Genomic DNA, 21724 nt, shown 5'->3' with positions numbered 1-21724 from the left:
AGAAGCAATATGTTCCAGCAGATCACATACCACATTCTCATGACCGTGCTGATGTATTTCTTCATTTTTCTGTGCTTGCGGATAATGGGGAAAAGAGAAATCGGAAAGCTGTCGGTGTTTGATTTGACGATTTCGATCATGATTGCCGAGATTGCAGTGTTTGTTATAGATGATATTAAAAGACCGGTGTATGAAGGGATTGTGCCTATGGCCACACTCGTCCTGATTCAGGTGCTAGTGGCCCAGCTTGGCCTGAAAAGCCGTAAGCTGCGTTTGTTTATGGATGGTAAGCCGAGCATCCTGATTTCCGATGGCAAATTACACCGTGGCGAGATGCGCAAACAGAGGTACAACATTGATGACTTGCTGCTGCAATTGCGCGGCCAGAATATTGATAATCCTGCCGATGTAGAATTTGCCATTCTGGAAGCCAGTGGCCAGCTTACGATTATTGAGAAGAACAAGAACGGCTCCTCATCGTCCCAATCATCGAGCAGTTCGGAAGAACAGGGCAGTGAAGCCGGAGACAGTTCAGGCGCAAGCACAAACAACTCCAAGACTGTGAAGCTTCCCAAGGACAAAATCAGGTATGAAGGACTTCCGATTCCACTAATTATGGATGGAAAGGTACAGGATACGAACCTGGAGATGATTGGGAAAACAAGATTTTGGCTGAGACAGCAGATTCGGCAAAAGGGAGTATCGGACTTTCGTGATGTCTTCCTGTGCTCGGTGGATCACCAGGGCAAAATCTATGTCTCCCGGCTCTACCACTGAAGTTCTTTAGCGCCAACGCTTGATAAAGGGCAGGCGATCCATATCGCGGACCGAGACGAGTCCTGATAATAGGCAGATACCGAGGTAGATCAAGAGGCCAACAGTAGCGGCAAAAATAAACTGGATCCACTGTGCTCCGGCAACAGGAATAGAGGTATACGCAAACTGGGCACCGGCACCCATAATAATCATAGCTGCGGCAATTTTGAACAAATCCCTAATGCGCAGGGATAAGGAGATTAGCGAGACGACACTGTACCCGTGTAGTAGTGTTACAAGAATGCTATTGGCAATAATTGCGATAATAGCCCCATAGATCCCATACTGTGGCTGTGAGGCCAGCAGCAGAATTAACAGGATTTTGACCACAGCTCCGATCAGGGTGTTAACGAGTGCTCTCCCCGGCCGGTCCATGGCCTGAAGTGCTGCTTGAAGGGGTGCCTGTACATACAGGAATACAGCAAACGGTGCAATTAGGCGCAGCATGGGGGCGGTATCCGCGTTTCCGTACAGCAGACTGCAGAGCGGAACGGCCAGGATGTACATAAGAACAGCAAAAGGAGCACCTGTGACAAGGGCAAGTCTAAGCGCTTGATGCATCCGTTTATGGATCATGGACAAGTCTTTGCGGGCAGCGGCTTCCGACAAGGAAGGAACCAACGATACCGCCAGGGATGAAGTTAGCGCTCCCGGCAGCAGTAGCAACGGAATAACCATCCCTTGCAGTGCGCCATATTGTGCAGTGGCAACGGCTGTAGCGATCCCGGCAAGAGCAAGGCTGCGGGCTGTGATGATTGATTCCAGCAAATAGGATACGGAGCCCACCAGCCGCCCGGCGGTCACTGGAATGGAAATACCAAGCAGTCGCTTTAGCAAGGAACCCGTAGGCTGTGCTTCGGAAGGTTCTTTCTTAGGGACAGTTGCATCAGTAGAGTCTTCCGGCTGCGGTCCGGGTTCAGGCCTGTCTTTTCTGACAATGAAATAATATTGCCACAGTAAAGCGAGCATACCGGCAATTTCGCCGACGGTGACCCCGATCATAGCTCCTGCCGCCGCAAAAGCGATTCCCTTGGGCAACAACAGCCAGGAAAACCAGAGCATAGCAAAAATCCGGATCACGGACTCCAGCACGGAGGAAAGCGCGGAAGGAATCATATTCTGCCGGCCTTGGAAGTACCCGCGATAGACTGCAGATACAGCAATGATACACAGCATCGGAATCATGGCAATGAATGTATAGAAGACCCGGTTGTCTGTCAGCAGAACGTTGGAAACCCATGAAGCGCTGGCTAAGGCAACCATTGTGAAAAATATACCCAGAGCCAGACTGAGCGCAAGTGCTGTCCGCAAAATCTGCTTTGATTTGTCTGGACGGTTCTGGCCCTCTGCTTCCGCCACCATTTTGGCGACCGCTAGCGGCAGCCCCCCCGTAATCACGGTAACGAGCAGAATGAAGAACGGATAGCCAAGCTGGTAGAGACCCACACCCTCAGCCCCGATCACGCGCGGAAGGACAATCCGGGGAATGAAGCCAAGCATGCGGTTGATTATTCCTGCAGCCAGCAGAATTAACGTGCCTTGTATAAAGCTTTGTTTGTTTAAGGAGCTTAGTTTCTTCAAAGAACATTCCTTCTTCCCGGCATGAAATGGGACGCTGGTGGCGACTCACCTTTAAAGCACTTGAATGGGCTTGTTCTATGGATATGCTGAACCCCTATGCCGGCATGACAAGCATTGTGATACATAACTTTTTGAAGGAAGAAGGAAAGGCAGGGGAGAAGGTCGAATAGATAGGATGAACATGCGTATACGAGCGACCTGGAGGTGTCAACACGTGGAATCGGGGCAATGGATTTATGACGAGCTTAGTGAGGAAATCGAAGCCATGTGCTGCAGCAAAGCGGAGGAATTCCGACTCCTTGGCTACGAATATGTTACTGGCAAAGATATCTGGGAGTGTGTCAGCCGTAATTACGCAAAGGAAGGACAGCCGCCGCTTTACAAGCTAGTCAATGATATATATTCCTTAAAAGCCAATAGTTACATGAATTATTTGACTGTTGCAGCGTATAGGGGAATGGTTTGATGCAAGGAAACATTTTTCTTTGCAAACAACTTCACAAAGCGGTAAAGTTATGAAGTGATTTAATTTCACATTTCCTACTGAAAAACGGATGGCTTGCCAAATGGGGAGAGCCCGCCGTTTCTTTGTGTGAATATAGCCTTGCCCATTCTTACATGAATTGACGGTCATTTGGCGCGTGGCTATAATAGGAATATTGAGTTATGAAAGGGGAACTAGCAAGAGCATGAAGAGACTTATGAGCTTTATCGTTACCGTGCTCGTTTTAACAGGCGTCATGGTATTCACTACCCCTGGTCTGTTGGACAAGGTCCGTCTGGGTCTTGATCTGAAGGGCGGCTTCGAGATCCTGTATCACGCTGAGCCGATGGAGGCCGGAGGGGCACTGACCCGGGCTTCACTGCAAAAAACTGCAGAGAGTCTGGAGAAACGGGCCAATGCGCTCGGAACTAGTGAGCCAGAGGTTACCACGGAAGGAACGGACCGTATTCGTTTGAAAATTGCGGGTGTGACCAATGAGGCTGAAGTCCGCAAGAAGATGAAAGAACCTGCCGTCTTGACTTTCCGCAGTGCTGCTGAAGGTGATCCTGCCGGAAAGTACAGCAAGATTGAACTGGTGGGCAGTGACTTTGTCGAAGGTGCTGCAGAGGTCGGTCGTGACAACCTGAACCAGCCGATCATCAGCATCAAAGTGAAGGACAAGGCTAAGTTCACTGAGATTACGAAGCGACTCTTGGGCAAGAACCTTGCCATCTACCTGGATGAGAACTTGTTGTCAGATCCTCAGGTTAGAGCTGAATTGACTGACGGCAGTGCTTCAATCTCCGGCAGTTATACTCTCCAAGAAGCGCGTGAATTGGCTGATACGATTAATCTCGGTGCTCTTCCGCTGAAGCTGACGGAGAAATACTCCCAAAGCGTAGGCGCCACACTGGGTAAACAGTCTCTTGAGCAAACGATCAAAGCCGGTCTTGTCGGTTCCCTGATAATTCTTATTTTCATGATTGGCATGTACCGCTTGCCAGGTCTTCTGGCCAGCTTCGCGCTGATCCTTCATACATGGCTTCTAATTCTTGTCTTCGTTTGGGCTGACTTTACCCTCACCCTTCCCGGTATCGCCGCGTTTATTCTCGGTATAGGGATGGCAGTTGATGCGAACATCATTACCAATGAGCGGATCAGAGAAGAAATTTACAACGGAAAAAGCATTATGTCTGCTGTAAAAGCAGGCAGTAAATCTTCATTCCGTACTGTAATGGATGCCAATATCACCACTATTATCGTTGCGGCTGTAATGTTCGCTTACGGAACAGGTGCTGTTAAAGGTTTTGCACTGGTTCTGATTGTGGAAATCGTGCTCAGTATTGCCACGAACCTTTACTTCTCCCGCTGGTTGCTCAATCTGCTTGTCAAAGCCGGTAAGCTGAGCAAACCAAAGCAATTCGGGGTTAAGGAGAGTGAAATCCGTGCACTTTAAGAGAGAGTTTGATTTCGTACATCTAAGTAAATATTTCTATATCTTCTCCATAGCGTTGACTGTGGCCGGCTTGATCTTCCTGGCAACTTTTGGATTGAATTACAGTGTTGATTTCAAGGCAGGTTCCAATGTGGATATCTCCCTGTCCAAGAATCTTACGCAAGAACAAGTTGAAGCGGCAATCAAGGACCTGGGTGTCACTCATGAACCGAGTATCTCTCTTGGTCAGGAACGGGTCAATATCCGTTATGATAAAGAGCTGACTGAGGATCAAAGTGAAGCGTTGAAGGCTGGAATTACCAAGCTGGATGACAAGGCTTCCTTCGAAATCAACACCGTGGATACGGAAATGGCAAAAGAATTGGCGCGCAACGCCATTTACGCAGTACTTATTTCCTGTCTCGGGATTATCATTTATGTAAGTATCCGTTTTGAATGGCGTTTTGCCTTGGCTGCGATTGTCTCGCTGCTGCATGACGCATTCATGGTTGTGGCAGTCTTCTCCATCTTCCGTCTGGAAGTGGATTTGACCTTTATTGTCGCGGTGCTTACGATCATCGGTTATTCCATCAATGATACGATCGTAATCTTTGACCGTATCCGTGAGAATCTGCGATTCGGTAAGCAGAAAACTTATGAGGACATGAAAGCTCTTGTGAACAAGAGTGTCACTCAGACGCTCATGCGTTCCCTGTATACAGCATTTACGGTATTTGTAGCGGCATTCTTCCTGTTGATTATGGGCGGAGAATCCATTAAGATGTTCTCGCTTGCCATGGTTGTCGGGTTGCTCTTCGGAGCTTACTCCTCCATCTTTATTGCGAGCCCACTCTGGTTGCTTCTCAAGAAGCGTCAGAAGCCGAAAGTGGCCAACAAAACGGCTTAAAGCTAAAACCTGACTGTAAAGAAAGCCGCGTCAAAGGCGACGCGGCTTTCGAAATCTTCGGAGCTGCACGCCATGCGCTTTTTATGCATCATGAGATGATATGCAGCAGCAAGGAGGGCCTCGCATGAATGACAAACAATCAACGCAGAATGAGACGGTCGCCTGGACCGGAATCGTCAGCGATGTCGCTCTGGCCATAGCCAAGGGAAGTGTGGGTTACATCTCAGGCAGCAAGGCATTAATGGGGGATGCTTTATATACTGGAGCTGACGCCGCAGCCAAGCTGGCAAATACTCTTCCATGGCGTTCTGGACAGAAAAAGAACAGCAAAGCTTCCTCCCGATCCACGGCTGGTGCCCGGCAGGGAAGTAAGGAGCCAATCTTGGCCATATCCTGTTCCGTGCTCATTTTAATGGGCGGGTTACAGGTTGTTTTTTCCTCAATTCGTGATCTGACTTATGGACATTTAACTACACCCGGGTATTACGCACTTGTAACAGTTCTATTATCTATTCTGGTGAAAGAAATTGTGTTCCAGTATCAATATCGTCATTTCAAGAAGCTGGGCGATGGTAGCCATGCTGCTTATGCCGACAGCCACCGTTTCAGTCTGTATACTTCAATCACTGTTCTGATCGGGATTACACTTGCGATGGCTGGCAGCTACTCTGGCTGGCATCCGCTGTTGTATATGGACCCTATTGCGGCGTTGCTGACGGGATTTCTGATTTTGCGTAAAGGATATAGCCTGATTGCCAGTTCGGTCTATGGAAAAAAGACTCAGGAGCTTCCCTCGGAAGATGCGGCCAGCTTTATTGATACCGTACAGCGAGTGCATGGGGTAATCCGTGTGGAGCATCTGAAGGCGATGGAGCAGGGGCGTTATGTGAACCTGGAGGTCAAAATCAGTGTTAACCCGCGCATTACAGTGCTAGAAGCCCAGGAAATTGCGGAATGTGCCAGAAAGCTGCTGCTGCAACGTTTTGTTCACGTGGGCGAGGTGCGTATGGATGTCGTACCGTATGATCCGGGTTATCCTTACAAGAGCAATCATGAGCTGGTGGATGATGATCTGCCCACCCTGCTTCAATAGTTTGCCAAGGTAAGAGAAAGGTGAGTTATCCGTGCTTCATTCTAAAACAAGATGGCATTCTCCGGCAGCCGATCCCGATGCAGTAAGGGAACTGGCCCGGAGCCTTTCTATTTCTCCGCTTTTGTCGTCACTGTTAGTTACCAGAGGCAAGGCAACGCCTGAAGAGGCGCTGGTATTTATGGACGGTGGCGGGCAGGAGCAGCACGACCCGTTTTTACTTAAGGGGATGACTGAAGCGGTTCCGAGAATTAGAAAGGCATTGCAAGAAAATGAACATATTCTGGTCTACGGTGATTATGATGCCGATGGTGTGTCCAGCACAGCGCTGATGATTCATCTGCTGCGTTATCTGGGCGCTTCCTATGACATTTATATCCCGCATCGTTCAAACGAAGGCTATGGTTTACATAATCATGCCCTGGATTGGGCGCTGCAACAGGGAGTCTCCCTGATTATTACTGTAGATACAGGTATCAGTGCTTATCAGCAGATTGCTTATGCCAAGGAACTGGGCATGGATGTGATCGTAACGGATCACCATGAGCCGCCGGCACTTCTGCCAGAGGCCTACGCATTGATTAATCCCAAGCTGCCGGATTGCCCTTATCCCTTCAAAGGTTTGGCTGGTGTAGGTGTTGCACTTAAGCTGGCACAGGCACTCCTTGGTGGGGACATACCGGAGGCATGGACCGAAATCGCTGCCATAGGTACTGTGGCGGATCTTATGCCTTTACTGGGGGAGAATCGGGAGATTGTACGCAGGGGGATCCTCTCCATGCGTAATTCCCGTTTCCCTGGCATTCGCGCGCTACTTGAGGTTAGCGGGGTAACTATGAATACAGTAGGCGCGGTGAACATTGCTTTTGGCATGGCGCCGCGTATCAACGCCAGCGGCCGTCTTGATCACGCCGGGCGAGCTGTCTCGCTGTTGACCACAGAGCATGCAGAAGAAGCGCGTGAGCTGGCGGATGAGCTGGACCTGCTGAATAAGGAGCGTCAGCTGGTTGTAGAGAGAATCGTGGTTGAAGCCACAGCCAAGCTGGAGGAAAGAATCGCAGTTGAAGGGCTTCCCGATGTGATCGTTTTGGCTTCGGAAGGCTGGAATGTAGGTGTGGTAGGCATCGTTGCCTCCAAGCTACTGGAACGCTACTACCGGCCGGTAATCATTCTGGACATCCATCCCGAGACGGGGATGTGCAAGGGCTCAGCCCGCTCGATTCCTGGATTCGATATTTATGCGGCCTTATCTTTCTGTTCCAGCTTGATGGATCATTTCGGGGGGCATCCTTCGGCTGCCGGTATGAGCCTTCATCGCGATGGCCTTGGTGCCTTCGCTGATGCACTGAACGACTATGCTTCCCGTGTACTGACACCTGAGCATTTTGTGGCGGTAACATCAGCAGATGGTGAAGCAACGATCGCCGATCTGTCGCTTCAAGCGGCGGATGAGCTGGAACGGCTAGCGCCGTTCGGCATGAGTAACCCGTTGCCGAAGTTTATTCTACGTGGTGCTATGGTCAAAGAGACACGGACCATGGGCGCCGAAGGCAAGCATCTCAAAATTGTTCTGCAGCAAGGCAAGCATATTATTGAGGCGGTTGCTTTTGGCAAAGGTGCGCTAGGCGCACTTCTGCCAGGTGGCACTAAAGTGGATGTGTTAGCCGAATTGTCTGTGAACGAGTGGAATGGCTCCCGTAAGCCACAGCTGATGCTGCAGGATCTGGCTGTCCACGAAACTCAGCTGTTCGATTTGCGCGGAGCTGCCGATGCGGTTCGGCAAGCGCGTGAGATCAGCGAGCGCCTGACGCCCTATGCGGGAACGGATCCGTATCGGGCTGTAGTCGTGTCTCGTAAGGAGCGAGCCCTTGTGCCAGATGAGTTGAAGGGCATGTCTCTTTGGACATACGATGAGAACGGCGGAATTTCCGCACATGACGATGAGCAGAATAAGCTGGAAGAGGAACGTGTTTCTGTCCTCTGTCTGCTGGATCTGCCGGAGTCGCCGGAACAGCTGGACGCGGTACTTCAGACTTTTCCGCTTATCGATAATGTGGCGCTGCTTCATTCGATCCGAGAGAGACGTGAACGTCTGCAGGTTCCGACCCGTGATCATTTTAAGGCCTTATATAAGCTGCTTGCTTCCGTCGCTGCTGCGGCAACCCCAGAGCATGAGGTACTGCTGCGTCTGAGCCGGCAGACCCCGCTGAGCGTACGTATGCTGAGTATGATGCTGGATGTGTTCGAGGAGCTTGATTTTATCGAACGACACCAAGGGCTGATCACTTTTGTTACGCAGCCTGCTGCCAAGAGCCTTACAGCTTCGCAGCATTTTATCCGTTTGGGACAGGTAGCGCAGATGGAAGAGTATTTCATGGACGGCAGCCTGTCAGAGGTGCAGGACTTTATGCAATCCCGCCGGCAAGGTGTGTCCTGAGATTATAGAGATGCTTACGAAGTAATTTTGTTCGATGTTAAATCAATGCAGCCTATGCTCACAAAACTAAGCGTATGCTTTCGAAGTAAGTTTGTTCGAAGTACCCCAACGAAGCATACGCTCACAAACAGCATATGCTTCCGAAGCCAGTTTTGTCGAAGTAAAATCACCGCAGCCTATGCTATACAAAACTTTTAGGAGATGATAATCTTGAACTTCAAAGAAATTATTCGCGTGATTCCGGATTTCCCACAACCGGGAATCAGCTTTAAGGATATTACAACACTGCTTAACAATGGCGAGGCTTACCGTCAGGCGATCGATGAACTGAAAGCCCTGGTGGCCCACCTGAAAATTGATATTATTGCCGGACCTGAAGCACGTGGCTTCGTTGTGGGTGCACCACTGGCGTATGCACTTGGTGTAGGTTTTGTGCCGATCCGCAAGAGCGGCAAGCTCCCTTACGAGACTATTGAAGTTGGATATGACCTGGAATACGGTAAGGACAAGCTGGCTGTACACACCGATGCCATCAAGCCAGGGCAAAATGTTTTGATCGCCGACGATCTGCTGGCAACCGGTGGTACGATTGCTACTTCAGTTAGCTTGATCGAACAGCTTGGAGGCAAAGTTGTCGGGGCAGCGTTCCTGATCGAGCTGGTTGAACTGGCCGGACGCAACAAGCTGACTGATATCGAAGTCATCTCCTTGCTGAACTATGAGGACTAAGAGATAAACGAAATAGCGTTTCCCGGGAAATAAAAAGCGGACTGCTGTCGATAGATGACAGCAGTCCGCTTTTTTATAAGTGATTTTACCCGCGTATTACCCGCGTATTAATAGGCAGCTTTTTCGTTATCTTTTTCATTGCTAAGTCCCAGCACTTCAATGAGCTTGAACAACAGGGAGAGGACCATACCGACGATCGTTGCCAGTGCCATTCCCTTCAGTTGAATACCGCCCATAGTAAGGGTTGTACCACTGATGCCTACAACAAGAACGAGAGTTGCCAGAATCATGTTAGTTGCTTTGGAGAAGTCGACCTTTTGCTCTACGAAGATACGTAGGCCCGATGCTGCAATAACACCGAACAGCAGCAGGGAGACACCACCCATTACCGGAAGAGGGATATTGGCAATAACGGATGAGAAGGTGCCGGAGAACGAGAGCAGAATGGCGATGATGGCGGCACCGCCGATTACAAATACGCTGTAAACTTTGGTCAAAGCCATGACTCCGATATTTTCACCATAAGTAGTATTAGGAGTGGAACCGACAAAACCGGAGATAATGGTAGATATCCCGTTCCCGAACAGGGAGCGATCCAGGCCAGGGTCCTTGGCCAGGTCCTTGCCGACGATATTGCTTGTAACTAGTAAGTGTCCGATATGCTCAACAATAACAACAAGGGACACCGGGATGATGGTTAGAATAACATCCCAGTCGAAGGAAGGTGTAGTGATGGTTGGGCTGGCAAAGAAATGGGCATTACCAATTGCTGCTGTATCTACTTTGCCCATCAGATAAGCCAAGCCGTAACCTGTCACGATCCCGATCAGGATGTGAATGATTTTGGGGAAACCGCGGAAGAGAACCGCTCCAATCACAGTGACGCCGAGGGTTACCATGGACAGGATGATAGCACTGCTGTCTGGTGTCCAATCTGTTGCACCTTCAGGACCGATCAGTCCGGCCATACGCGCGGCTACCGGCACCAGTTCAAGTCCAATGGTGGCCACGATAGCGCCCATGACTGCTGGAGGGAAGACTACGTCAATCCAGCCGGTTCCGGCAAAACGGATAATCAGCGCGACAAGGATGAAAATCACGCCGGTGACGATAAATGCGCCAAGTGCAAGCGAATATCCACGTTGATGATCATCCTGATGTTGTGCCAGCACGGCCAGAACAGGTGAAATAAAAGCGAAGCTGGAGCCAAGATAAGCAGGGATTTTACCGCGGCAGATTAAAATGTACATGAGTGTGCCGATACCGTTCATCAGCAGAATCATACCGGGATCTACCCCGAACAGGTTGGGCACCAGCACCGTGCTGCCGAACATGGCGAACAAATGCTGAAGACTCAGAAGGAAGCCCGGCCCCCAGGGAAGCCTTTCGTTAACTTGAATTTCGCGTTGCAATGGTGGTCACTCCTCTTTCTTTTTCATAATATAAATCATTACTTGGCAAACCGCCTTTACTAGATTAAATAGAACTTGACATTTTTACAACAACAATTTCACAAGTGACATCAATTTGTACGTTATTGTGACTTCTCTTGACACTAATGCCATGCGATGGCAAGTGTTGACGTAATCCCTCGCAAGCGTCATAATTATAGACAACTTTCAACTGTAAGAGGTTGTTCACAGAAAGCGGCATAACGATCGAGAAACCTGCAGACGATGCATATTTTTGCAGGTTTGTTTATTTTATCGACTACATCATCGAGAGACTCCTGGAAGGAGTTTTTCTTATAGAAAGGAAACGGATACGACGAGAATGGGCATTGAGCGATTAATTGACAAAGCTGGCGCATATATAAAAGAAAAAGATCTGCTCCGCATCACGGAAGCATATGAATTTGCCGAACAGGCCCACCATGGGCAAGTCCGCAAATCGGGGGAGCCGTATATCCTGCATCCGCTTGCCGTCGCAGATATTGTCGTCAATATGCAGATGGATGTAATCTCCATTATTGCTGCACTTCTGCATGATGTTGTGGAAGATACGACAGTGTCCCTCGAACAGATCCGTGCGAATTTTGGCGACACCTGCGCCATGCTAGTTGATGGTCTGACCAAGCTGGAACGCATCCGCTTCCGCTCCAAGGAAGAGCAGCAGAACGAGAATTACCGCAAGATGTTCATTGCAATGGCGCAGGATATCCGGGTCATTGTCATCAAGCTGGCGGACCGTCTGCACAATATGCGGACACTGAAGTACCAGTCTGAGGAAAGCCAGCGCAGGATCTCTTATGAGACACTGGAGATTTTCTGTCCTATTGCAGATCGATTGGGGATTTCGGCAATCAAGTGGGAGATGGAGGATATTGCCCTCCGGTATTTGAATCCTCAGCAGTATTACCGCATAGCCAATCTGATGCATAAGAAGCGGGCAGAACGCGAACAGTTCATCGAGAGCGTCATTGGCCGCATTCAGGCCAAGCTGGACGAGATGGGTATCGAAGGTGACCTGTCCGGACGGCCGAAGCATATCTACAGCGTTTATAATAAAATGAGCACGAAGAACAAGCAGTTTAACGAGATCTATGATCTGCTGGCTATTCGTATCATTGTCGATAACATTAAAGACTGTTATGCCACACTAGGCATTATTCATACCCTTTGGAAGCCGATGCCTGGCCGTTTCAAGGATTATATTGCTATGCCCAAAGCGAACATGTACCAATCGCTTCACACCACGGTGGTTGGGCCAGGAGGGGAGCCTACAGAGGTTCAGATCCGTACCTGGGAGATGCATCGTACCGCAGAATTCGGTATCGCGGCGCACTGGGCGTATAAGGAAGGCACCGGCAACAACGGCAATCCCGAGAACCGGATGCCATTCTTCCGGGAAATTCTTGAGCTTCAACATGAGGCTAAGGATGCGGAAGAATTCGTCGAATCGCTGAAAATGGACTTTTTCTCGGACCTCGTCTTCGTATTTACTCCCAAAGGCGAGGTTATTGAACTGCCTGCCGGCTCTGTTCCGCTTGATTTTGCCTTCCGTATTCATACGGAGGTCGGTAACCGGACCATTGGCGCCAAGGTGAACGGAAGAATTGTACCGCTTGATCATAAGCTGAAGACCGGGGACATCGTGGAGATTCTGACCTCGAAGCATTCGTATGGTCCGAGTCGCGACTGGCTGAAGATTGCCCAGTCCTCCCATGCCCGGAGCAAGATCAAGCAGTGGTTCAAGAAGGAGAAGCGTGAGGAGAATGTCGAGAAGGGCCGTGAAGCGATTGAACGTGAGCTGAAGCGTTTGAACGTTGAAGTGTCTGAATACATCTCCGACGATAAGCTGCTTGAGGCTGCGAAGAAATTCGCCTTCAACGATATTGAAGATATGCTCTCTGCTGTAGGTTTCGGCGGCATTACGGCCGCGCAGATCGCCTCCAAGCTGACCGAGAAGCTGCGCAAGGAGCAGGAAGAGACTGCTAATCATCTGGAGCTGACCTCTGAGATGAAGGAGATCAAATCCTCGGGCGAGAAGCGGAATCAGCCGACTAACGGTGTGCGTGTCAAAGGCATTGATAACTTGCTTGTACGTTTTGCCCGATGTTGTAATCCCGTGCCAGGCGATGACATTGTCGGGTATGTGACTCGCGGCCGCGGGGTATCTGTTCACCGCCAAGACTGTCCGAATATTCCGGGCGACGGTGAGGGCGAAGAAGCGGCACGGGTGATTGAGGTAGACTGGGAAGGCAGCGTCGAGGCCAATTATAGCGTCGATATTGAGATTACAGGTCATGATCGTAACGGGCTGCTCAATGAAGTACTGCAGGCTGTCGCAGAGAGCAAGACCAACATCTCGGCGGTGACCGGACGATCCGATAAGAACAAGATGGCCATGGTTCATATGACAGTCTTGATCCGCAATACTGAACATTTGCAATCGGTAGTGGATCGGGTCAAACGTGTCAAGGATGTCTACACGGTCCACCGGATCATGCAATAAGGCAAGGAGCTGAAAGCTGCAATGAGAGTAGTAGTACAGCGCTGCAAGGAAGCTAAGGTAACGGTTAATGGCGAAGTGACCGGCGCGATTGGTGAAGGCTTGATGTTACTGGTCGGCGTGACCCATGGTGATACAGAGAAGGATGCGGCGTATCTGGCGGAGAAGATCGCGGGACTGCGGATTTTTGAGGATGAAGCTGGGAAAATGAACTTCAGCGTCACTGACACTGGCGGTGCGATTCTGTCTGTGTCGCAGTTTACGCTCTACGGGGACTGCCGTAAGGGCAGACGCCCTAATTTCATGGCCGCCGCTGCGCCGGCTGAGGCCGAGCAGTTATATGATTATTTTAACCGTGAGCTGGTTGCCCGCGGTCTGCAGGTTGGAACCGGGGTGTTCGGGGCGATGATGGATGTGTCGCTCGTCAACTGGGGGCCTGTCACGTTAATCCTTGATAGCCGGGGTTAAATCAAGCGCTACAATTTTGTTTCATTTGAGACGAGTAAAATATCGACGGATGCCGCATTACTGTTCCTTTGGGAGCCGTGTGCGGCATCTTTTTTTGTACGGATAGGGCATTGTTCGTATGGTTAGACTAGAAGCGGATGGATATTACGGCAAGTTGCAAGGAGCTACGGCAATGAGACAATCTCAAAAGGCATGGGTATGGAGAAGCAACCCGACATTGGCGACAGGAAGCCCTGCTGAAGCAGGCGCAATTGTAAAAGGAGCTGAAGCTCCGGCTGAGATTCAGGTATTGAAGGGAAGAAGTCGTGACCTGCTGCCGCGTACCTGAGACGGGTAGTAAGTCGGCTTTTTCTATGAGGCTATAGAGGCGCACGAAGGGGTTAATAACAGGTTCATTCTGTAAGACAGGGTTAGAAAACATATCGACCGGGTAATAGTAGAAGAGCAAGAATCTTTCAAGCGCAATCGTTCCGTTCAGCTGCATAAGAACAAGCAGAAGGGAGAAGTTGTCTCATGAGTAGAGTTGCATTTCTATTGGCGAGTGATTTTGAAGATTCCGAAATGAAGGTTCCTTACGATGAAGTGATAAAAGCAGGACATCAGGCGGAGATCATAGGTCTGAAGGAAAATGAGACACTGGTGGGTAAGCAGGGCAAAGCTTCGTATACAGTCGACAAGGCGATCTCAAAAGTCCGCGCAGGCGATTATGACGCTGTGGTTATTCCCGGCGGATCATCTCCAGAGAACCTGCGACTAAGTCCGGAAGTGCTTCGATTTGTAAAAGAGACCAACAACGCAGGCAAGCCTATTGCCGCCATCTGTCATGGCCCGCAGATTCTGATCAGCGCTGAGCTGCTCAAAGGACGTACGGTAACCTCCTATCCTCCACTGAAGGATGATGTTGTCAATGCAGGAGCGGAATTTAAAGATGAAGAAGTGGTCGTCGACCACAATTATATCACTTCACGTACACCGAAAGACGAGCCGGCATTCGTGCGTGAGCTGCTGAAAGTGCTATAGACTACAGACTGACTTGAACATATATTCAAGGAGGGATTAACAATGCCTAGAAGAATACAGGCTTATTTTAAGACAGAAGATGATGCGCTAGGAGCCAAAACAGCACTTATCGCCTATAACGTGGAAGGGCTGGAGGTATGGCCGCTCAATGATCGGTTGGAACAGGACCGCCGTTTTCTGCTACCGGTGATTCCACTTGGGAATTCCGCCTTGGCAGCCGGTGGATTCAGTACATCGGGTACCTCTGGGTCACCGGGTGCCGGAGCTGCACTGGTTGCTAGTACTGGAATTCCAGAGTCTGTGGACGATGTTGAAAGCCGCGGGATTGAGGGAAGCACTGGGGAAGAAGCTGAACTTAGCGACGAAGAGCTTGGGGAACTCCGCTATATCATGGAGCTGAAGGTGGATGAGGATCGATATAACGAAGTTATTCAAATCCTGCGAGGCAAGCAAGCTTATGTGGAGCGGTTTGATTAACGGCTGCATTCTAGAGTGATGAGCAATATAGCGTCGGATGGCCTTTGTGGGCTATCCGGCGCTTTTGAATTGGATTATAAGTCGGTTCGGTTGAAAATAGGGCCCTCAAGGGTTGCCGTCACGTCAGGCTAAAGCTATGATAAAGAGACGGGTATGTCCCTGAAAATTAAGCGCTTTCTTTTCTGTAATGTACTCGTAACATTTCATACATGATTCCTTAATATAGCGTGTTTATAATAAAGACATGACCCCCTTTTTAATAATATATGATGATGGACCCGCAGCAACCGGCTGTGGGTCATTTTTTTTGTAACAGGAGAAATTTGCCGATTAAGCTCACTTTCCGCCCTCATTCATCTTAAAATTATTAATTTCCCTTCTTGACTTTAGCGCAGTGGTTCAGTAGAATCTAACAATAACAGTTATATTATAGTGCTTTGATGACGGGAATAAGTAATTCGGGCCCCCACAACCCCAGAGAGGAATCCCCTGACGAGTCGGTATTGTCCATACCAAGGACGATTAAGTCGCTACGTCTGGCTGCAAGGATTCTGTTGATGAGCGAATGAATGACCTCCCCGAGAACGCACGGCGAACATCGGCAGGATTTGACAACTGCTGCAATCAGTAGCCGTTTGCGCGTAGGCGGGCGTTAACCGCTTGAAGCGGATGTGGTGAGAGTAATCTCCTGCTCCGGAATGTGGGTGGTACCACGGGTGAATTATTGGTTATGATAATCCCTCGTCCCTGTTTGTGATAAACAGGGCGAGGGATTTTTTGTTATGCTGCGCACTAACGCAGAAATTAAGGCTATAAGGGGTATTTTTTCAGGAGGGATAGGCAGTGGCTAAAGAAAGATTCGAGAAACCCACAGGCACACAGGATGTGCTGCCAGGCGCGGTGGAGAAATGGCAGTTTGTAGAGGCGAAGGCCAGAGAGCTGTGCCACCGTTTTAACTACCGGGAGATCCGCACACCTATGTTCGAGCATACCGGATTGTTTGAAAGAGGCGTAGGCGAAACTACGGACATTGTAGAAGGCGAGATGTATACGTTCAAGGACAAGGGCGACCGGGATCTGGCGCTTCGTCCAGAAGGCACAGCAGGCGTTGTACGCGCTTATGTGCAGAACAAGCTCTATGGCGAGCCGGATGTCAGCAAGCTGTATTATATCGGGCCGATGTTCCGTTATGAACGTCCACAAGCCGGAAGATACCGTCAGTTCCACCAGTTTGGAGTAGAAGCGTTCGGAGCCGTGGATCCAGCGATTGATGCTGAGGTCATTTCCTTGGGTTACGAGTTCTATAAGGAATTGGGTCTGAAGGATGTGCGGGTGGAGATCAACTCTGTGGGTAACGCGCCAAGCCGTGCGGCCTATCGGGAGGAGCTTCTGAACTTCCTGCGACCAATGAAGGACAATCTTTGCGGTGACTGCCAGCGGCGCATGGAGCGCAACCCGCTGCGGGTACTGGACTGCAAGGTAGATCAGGATAAGTTCACTGATGCACCGTCCATTTTGAATAGTCTGGATGAAGAGTGCACCGTGCATTTTGCCAAGGTTAAGCAGCACCTGGATACAATGGGCGTTGACTATTCCATCAATACGCGTCTTGTGCGCGGACTCGATTATTACACGCATACTGCGTTTGAATATAAAGCAGCCGGTATCGGTTCCATCGATACAGTAGGCGGCGGCGGGCGCTACAACGGGCTCGTGGAACAAATCGGCGGGCCGGATCAACCGGGTATCGGTTTCGGGATCGGTCTGGAGCGTATTCTGCTCATTCTGGAACACCAGAAGGTGGAACTGGAATCTTCCAAACCGCTGGATGTCTATTTCGTAGCGCTGAGTGAAGAAGCTGATCTCGAGATTACGAAGCAGCTGTATCATCTGCGCAGCAAGGGCTACTCTGCCGAACGAGATTATCTGGGCCGGAAAATGAAGGCGCAAATGAAGTCGGCAGACCGCATGGCAGCCAGATACACCGCGATCTTGGGCGAAGACGAGCTGAAGGCCGGTGTGATTGCCTTGAAGTCGATGGACACAGGAGAACAGCGTAACGTCAAGCTGGATGAACTTGCTCAGTCCATCGTATAGTCTGAGGCAATAGCATAGTACAAGAGATATTTCAATCATGAAAGGATATGATCAAATCATGCAAAGAAGTCATCATTGTGGACAATTAACGCAGGACCATATTGGACAAACCGTTACCCTTAACGGCTGGGTACAGACCCGCCGCGATCTCGGGGGCGTACTTTTCATTGATCTCCGTGACCGCAGCGGAATTGTGCAAGTTGTTTTCAATCCGGATTATTCGGGTGAAGCGCTGCAAATCGCTGACAAAGTACGCAGCGAATACGTTGTGGCTGTTAAAGGTAAAGTGGTTAAGCGCGATGACGAAACCGTGAATAAGAATCTGCCTACCGGTGAGATTGAAGTGCAAATCACGGATATTGAAGTGCTGAACGCAGCGAAGACACCTCCGTTCTTTATCGAAGATGGTGTAGAAGTGGACGAATCTTTGCGTCTGAAATACCGTTACCTCGACCTGCGTCGTCCTGAGATGCAAAAGACGCTGCTGTTGCGCTCCAAAGCATCTAAAATATTCCGTGACTTCCTGGACAGCGAAGGTTTCATCGATGTAGAAACACCGATTCTAACTAAAAGCTCACCGGAAGGCGCGCGTGACTATCTTGTACCGAGCCGGGTGCATGAAGGGGAATTCTTCGGTCTGCCGCAATCCCCGCAAATCTACAAACAGTTGTTGATGGTGGGCGGTATAGAGCGTTACTATCAAATCGCCCGTTGTTTCCGCGATGAGGATCTACGTGCTGACCGTCAGCCGGAATTCACCCAGGTCGACATTGAGACCTCCTTCCTGTCCCAGGATGATCTGCTGGGCATGATGGAGAAGCTTTTGCAGCGTCTCTTCAAGGAAACTGTTGGTGCAGATCTCGCTCTTCCGTTCCAACGGTTGACATATGCTGATGCTATTGGTAAATACGGCTCCGACAAGCCGGACCTGCGCTTTGGTCTGGAACTGATCGAGATGAATGATATCGTAGCGACCAGCGGCGTGAAGGTATTCGCGTCCGTTATCGAAAAAGGCGGAGAAGTGAAGTGCCTTAACGCTAAGGGCTGTGGTACTTGGACTCGTAAAGAAATCGACGATCTTGGACCGTATGCCGCGCGTTACGGCGCGAAAGGGTTGGCATGGATTCAAGTGAAGGATGGCGAATTCAAGGGGCCAATCGTTAAGTTCTTCTCCGAAGAAGAGATTGCTGCTGTTAAGGAACGTACTGGCGCTGAGGAAGGCGACTTGCTGCTCTTCTCCGCAGATAACAAAAAAGTGGTTGCAGATGTTCTTGGTGCGCTGCGTCTCAAAATCGGACGCCAGCTCGGCCTGATCGACGACAACGTCTTCAAATTCGCTTGGGTAACAGACTTCCCGCTGCTGGGCTATGATGAAGATCAAAAACGTTATGTTGCTGAGCACCATCCGTTCACACGTCCGCGTGAAGAGGATCTGCACCTGTTCGAGACTGATCCGGGTGCCATTCGTGCCCAAGCCTACGATATCGTGCTGAACGGCTACGAAGTCGGTGGCGGCTCGATGCGGATCTACAAACGTGAAGTGCAAGAGCAAATGTTCAAAGCGCTCGGCTTCTCTGAGGAAGTTGCTTACGAAAAATTCGGTTACCTGCTCGACGCGTTTGAATACGGTACGCCTCCGCACGGCGGAATTGCCTTCGGCCTTGACCGTCTCGTGATGCTGCTCGCAGGACGCACCAACCTGCGGGAAACGATCGCATTCCCGAAAACAGCAAGTGCAACCGATCTGCTAATGGATGCTCCATCTCCAGTGGAAGGCTCGCAATTGGAAGATTTGCACATCAAGCTGGCTCTGAAACCGAAGAAGGAAAAAGACAAAGAATAATCATATTATTCATTCACTGCGAAGCGCATCTTGCGCTTCGTAGTGCTAGTTAAGGAGGTTAAAAATATGTTGCACCAGTTCTCGCGTACAGAACTTGCCATTGGGCCGGAAGGCCTGGATATTATGAAAAACAGCACCGTAGCAGTGCTAGGTATCGGTGGTGTCGGCGGTATAGCGGCAGAGGCGCTGGCCCGTAGCGGGGTTGGGCGGATTATCCTGATTGATAAGGACGTGGTGGATATCACCAATGTGAACCGCCAGATCCACGCACTCACTACCACTGTAGGCCAGAAGAAAGCCGAGCTGATGGTGGACCGCATCAAGTTGATCAACCCGGACTGTGATGCTATTGCGCTGAATATGTTCTATACGGAAGAAACATATGAAGAATTGTTTAAATATAAGCTGGATTATGTAATTGATGCTTCGGATACGATCATCTACAAAGTCCACCTGATCAAAGAATGTCTGGCCCGGGGAATTCCGATGATCTCAAGTATGGGCGCAGCCAACAAGATGGATCCTACCCGGTTCCAGGTTGCTGACATCTCCAAGACTACCTATGACCCTATCGCCCGGATTATCCGTCAGAAGCTGCGTAAAGAGGGCATCAAAAAGGGTGTTAAGGTTGTATTCTCTACAGAGACTCCAGTGAAACCGCGTCAGGATGTTACGGATAAAATTGTTCCCGAGAACGCGCCGGACAGACGCAAAGCGAAGCAGCCGCCTGCCAGTAACTCATTCGTGCCGCCTGTAGCCGGTCTTATTATGGTCAGCGTAACCGTGAAGGATCTGCTGGAGGCCGGAGGCGTCAGCTTCTAATTTCCTTACTTACCAGGAAGCTGCATCTAGGCCGAAAGATTTCTGTGAATAAAGGGTAGACTAAATATTATCAAAGTAAATGGACAAAAGGGCGTACAGCCGGTTTCTGGCTGCTGACGCCCTTTTGTCAGGGCTTGAGGACTTTTTTTGCAATGCATAGAGATGGACCTGACTTGACATTAGCGGAGGTTTATAAATAATGAAATCGAATTTTTGGCGAAATAGCGTAGGTTTACTGCCTGAACATGACTGGAAACGGGAATGGGCGGCCGGTATTCTCTCCTATTTTGCTTCAGTATATATTGTAATGGTCAACGCGGCCATTCTGCACGATGCGGGCATGCCGCTGCGGGCAGGGATGGTAGCTACATTGCTGACGGCTATTACAGGCTGCCTCTTGATGGCTTTTGCCGGCAAGACGCCGATCATAGTGGTGCCGGGGATGGGGATCAACGCTTTTTTCACGTACACCCTTGTGCATTCCATGAAGCTGGATTGGCGGGAGGCGCTGGCTGTAGTTGTCGTAACCGGCGTATTGTTTGCGATCGTGGCGTTCACTTCGCTCTATCGTATCTTGAGCGAAGCGATTCCGCACAATCTGCAGCATGCCATCACAGTCGGCATCGGTTTGTTCCTGACCTTTATCGGGCTGCAGAAGAGTGGGATCGTTATTGCCCATCAGACGACCTTCGTGGCCATCGGCCACTTCAGTGACCCGGCAGTAATCACGTCATGTATTACTTTGCTGCTCGCACTGGTACTGTTCATCCGTGGTACGAGCGGCGGTCTGCTGATCAGTATGGCGGTAGGTACCGGACTAGCTTATCTGCTGGGTGCCACCAAAGGACCGGAGAATGTGGAATCTGGACATGTTTTCAGCGGATACAGTAATGTATTTTTCGGCATGCAGTGGACTGGCCTGCTTAGTTTGGTATTCTGGATTGCCATTTTCCTGTTGCTATTGATTGTTGTCTTTGAAAATATCGGTCTGATCGCCTCCCAGACTCAGCTGGCAAACCGTCCAGAACGCTTTAAAAGCAGCCTGCGTGCGCTTTCCATCGCCAACATTGCGGCAGGTATCTTCGGCAGTAGTCCGGTGGTGGCTGCTGCAGAATCCAATGCCGGAATTGCGGCAGGTGGCCGCTCCGGTCTGACCTCCCTGGTCACAGGTATCCTGTTCGGTGCAACCTTCTTGTTCATTCCACTGCTGGCTTATGTGCCGGATAGCGCGATTGCCCCGATTCTGATGGTTATTGGGGGATTGATGGTGCAGAGTGTACGTGAGATGGACTTTAGCGACATGACAGAGCTGTTCCCGGCGTTCCTGGTTATGGTCATGATTCCGTTCACTTACAGTATTGTTGACGGGATGGCGTTTGGCTTCATTACCTACCCGATCCTAAAACTGTCGATGGGCAAAGGCAAAGATGTCCCACCAGCCTTGTACGCCATAGCGGCCCTATTTGTAGCGAATTTTATCCTGCACGCACTGTTATAATCCCTCAATCAACTTGTCCAGCTTGAAACATATGGATTTCGGGCCTTGGTTATGCTACAATGAGAATCC

18 protein-coding genes are annotated in these 21724 nt (G+C 50.0%); 16 read left to right on the top strand and 2 right to left on the bottom strand.

The window, feature by feature from the left end; translation table 11 throughout:
• Positions 1-9: 9 nt before the first annotated feature.
• Positions 10-777: a YetF domain-containing protein gene (locus ACFRAM_RS11120; RefSeq protein WP_379465889.1), complete on the top strand. Its 768-nt coding sequence runs from the start codon at positions 10-12 to the stop codon at positions 775-777.
• A gap of 6 nt (positions 778-783) precedes the next feature.
• Here the strand turns inward: ACFRAM_RS11120 and spoVB are convergent, their stop codons facing one another.
• On the bottom strand, positions 784-2397 hold the full coding sequence (gene spoVB / locus ACFRAM_RS11115; RefSeq protein WP_379465888.1) for a stage V sporulation protein B: 1614 nt from the start codon (positions 2395-2397) through the stop codon (positions 784-786).
• A 214-nt stretch (positions 2398-2611) separates the two neighbouring features.
• Between spoVB and ACFRAM_RS11110 the strand changes: the two genes are divergently transcribed.
• The 6 genes from ACFRAM_RS11110 to ACFRAM_RS11085 all read left to right on the top strand — a co-directional run bounded on the left by ACFRAM_RS11110 (position 2612) and on the right by ACFRAM_RS11085 (position 9479).
• Positions 2612-2863 carry a post-transcriptional regulator gene (locus ACFRAM_RS11110; protein ID WP_312876302.1) on the top strand — a complete coding sequence of 84 codons (252 nt, stop codon included), beginning with the start codon at positions 2612-2614 and terminating at the stop codon, positions 2861-2863.
• Positions 2864-3086: 223 nt separating this feature from the next.
• Positions 3087-4337 (top strand): protein translocase subunit SecD, encoded by a 1251-nt coding sequence (secD, locus tag ACFRAM_RS11105; RefSeq protein WP_379465887.1) that lies wholly within the window; start codon positions 3087-3089, stop codon positions 4335-4337.
• Positions 4327-5223: a protein translocase subunit SecF gene (secF, locus tag ACFRAM_RS11100; RefSeq protein WP_175370499.1), complete on the top strand. Its 897-nt coding sequence runs from the start codon at positions 4327-4329 to the stop codon at positions 5221-5223. The genes secD and secF overlap by 11 nt, the downstream gene beginning before the upstream one ends.
• A gap of 124 nt (positions 5224-5347) precedes the next feature.
• Positions 5348-6316 (top strand): cation diffusion facilitator family transporter, encoded by a 969-nt coding sequence (locus ACFRAM_RS11095; RefSeq protein WP_379465886.1) that lies wholly within the window; start codon positions 5348-5350, stop codon positions 6314-6316.
• A 31-nt stretch (positions 6317-6347) separates the two neighbouring features.
• Positions 6348-8750 (top strand): single-stranded-DNA-specific exonuclease RecJ, encoded by a 2403-nt coding sequence (gene recJ / locus ACFRAM_RS11090; RefSeq protein WP_379465885.1) that lies wholly within the window; start codon positions 6348-6350, stop codon positions 8748-8750.
• Positions 8751-8960: 210 nt separating this feature from the next.
• Positions 8961-9479 carry an adenine phosphoribosyltransferase gene (locus ACFRAM_RS11085; protein WP_066364443.1) on the top strand — a complete coding sequence of 173 codons (519 nt, stop codon included), beginning with the start codon at positions 8961-8963 and terminating at the stop codon, positions 9477-9479.
• 107 nt (positions 9480-9586) lie between these two features.
• Here ACFRAM_RS11085 and uraA read toward each other — a convergent pair whose 3' ends face one another.
• Positions 9587-10891, bottom strand: a complete 1305-nt coding sequence (gene uraA / locus ACFRAM_RS11080; protein ID WP_379465884.1) for a uracil permease — start codon at positions 10889-10891, stop codon at positions 9587-9589.
• A 361-nt stretch (positions 10892-11252) separates the two neighbouring features.
• On the opposite strand from uraA, the gene ACFRAM_RS11075 reads away from it, so the two are divergent.
• From ACFRAM_RS11075 to ACFRAM_RS11035, 9 genes are all read left to right on the top strand, one after another.
• Entirely contained in the window at positions 11253-13433 is a 2181-nt protein-coding gene (locus ACFRAM_RS11075; protein ID WP_379465883.1) for a RelA/SpoT family protein, read from the top strand.
• A 21-nt stretch (positions 13434-13454) separates the two neighbouring features.
• On the top strand, positions 13455-13898 hold the full coding sequence (gene dtd / locus ACFRAM_RS11070; protein ID WP_175370494.1) for a D-aminoacyl-tRNA deacylase: 444 nt from the start codon (positions 13455-13457) through the stop codon (positions 13896-13898).
• A gap of 172 nt (positions 13899-14070) precedes the next feature.
• Entirely contained in the window at positions 14071-14226 is a 156-nt protein-coding gene (locus tag ACFRAM_RS11065; RefSeq protein WP_175370493.1) for a hypothetical protein, read from the top strand.
• Positions 14227-14411: 185 nt separating this feature from the next.
• A complete protein-coding gene (locus ACFRAM_RS11060) occupies positions 14412-14918 on the top strand; it encodes a type 1 glutamine amidotransferase domain-containing protein (RefSeq protein WP_379465882.1) in 507 nt (168 codons plus the stop codon).
• Positions 14919-14960: 42 nt separating this feature from the next.
• Positions 14961-15395: a hypothetical protein gene (locus ACFRAM_RS11055; RefSeq protein WP_379465881.1), complete on the top strand. Its 435-nt coding sequence runs from the start codon at positions 14961-14963 to the stop codon at positions 15393-15395.
• Between the two features lie 843 nt (positions 15396-16238).
• The gene (gene hisS / locus ACFRAM_RS11050) at positions 16239-17492 is read left to right on the top strand and encodes a histidine--tRNA ligase (protein ID WP_379465880.1); all 1254 of its coding nucleotides are present in this window, start codon (positions 16239-16241) and stop codon (positions 17490-17492) included.
• A gap of 58 nt (positions 17493-17550) precedes the next feature.
• Positions 17551-19335, top strand: coding sequence for an aspartate--tRNA ligase (gene aspS, locus ACFRAM_RS11045; protein WP_066364430.1), 1785 nt, complete (start codon positions 17551-17553; stop codon positions 19333-19335).
• A 66-nt stretch (positions 19336-19401) separates the two neighbouring features.
• A complete protein-coding gene (locus tag ACFRAM_RS11040; protein ID WP_175370488.1) occupies positions 19402-20157 on the top strand; it encodes a tRNA threonylcarbamoyladenosine dehydratase in 756 nt (251 codons plus the stop codon).
• 199 nt (positions 20158-20356) lie between these two features.
• Complete coding sequence (locus tag ACFRAM_RS11035; protein ID WP_066364425.1) at positions 20357-21655, top strand: NCS2 family permease; 1299 nt, start codon at positions 20357-20359, stop codon at positions 21653-21655.
• Positions 21656-21724: the final 69 nt, after the last annotated feature.

It is taken from the genome of Paenibacillus sp. NPDC056722 (assembly GCF_042790635.1).
Taxonomy (GTDB): domain Bacteria; phylum Bacillota; class Bacilli; order Paenibacillales; family Paenibacillaceae; genus Paenibacillus_AQ; species Paenibacillus_AQ agri.
This window is presented reverse-complemented; position numbering and strand designations above follow the sequence as displayed.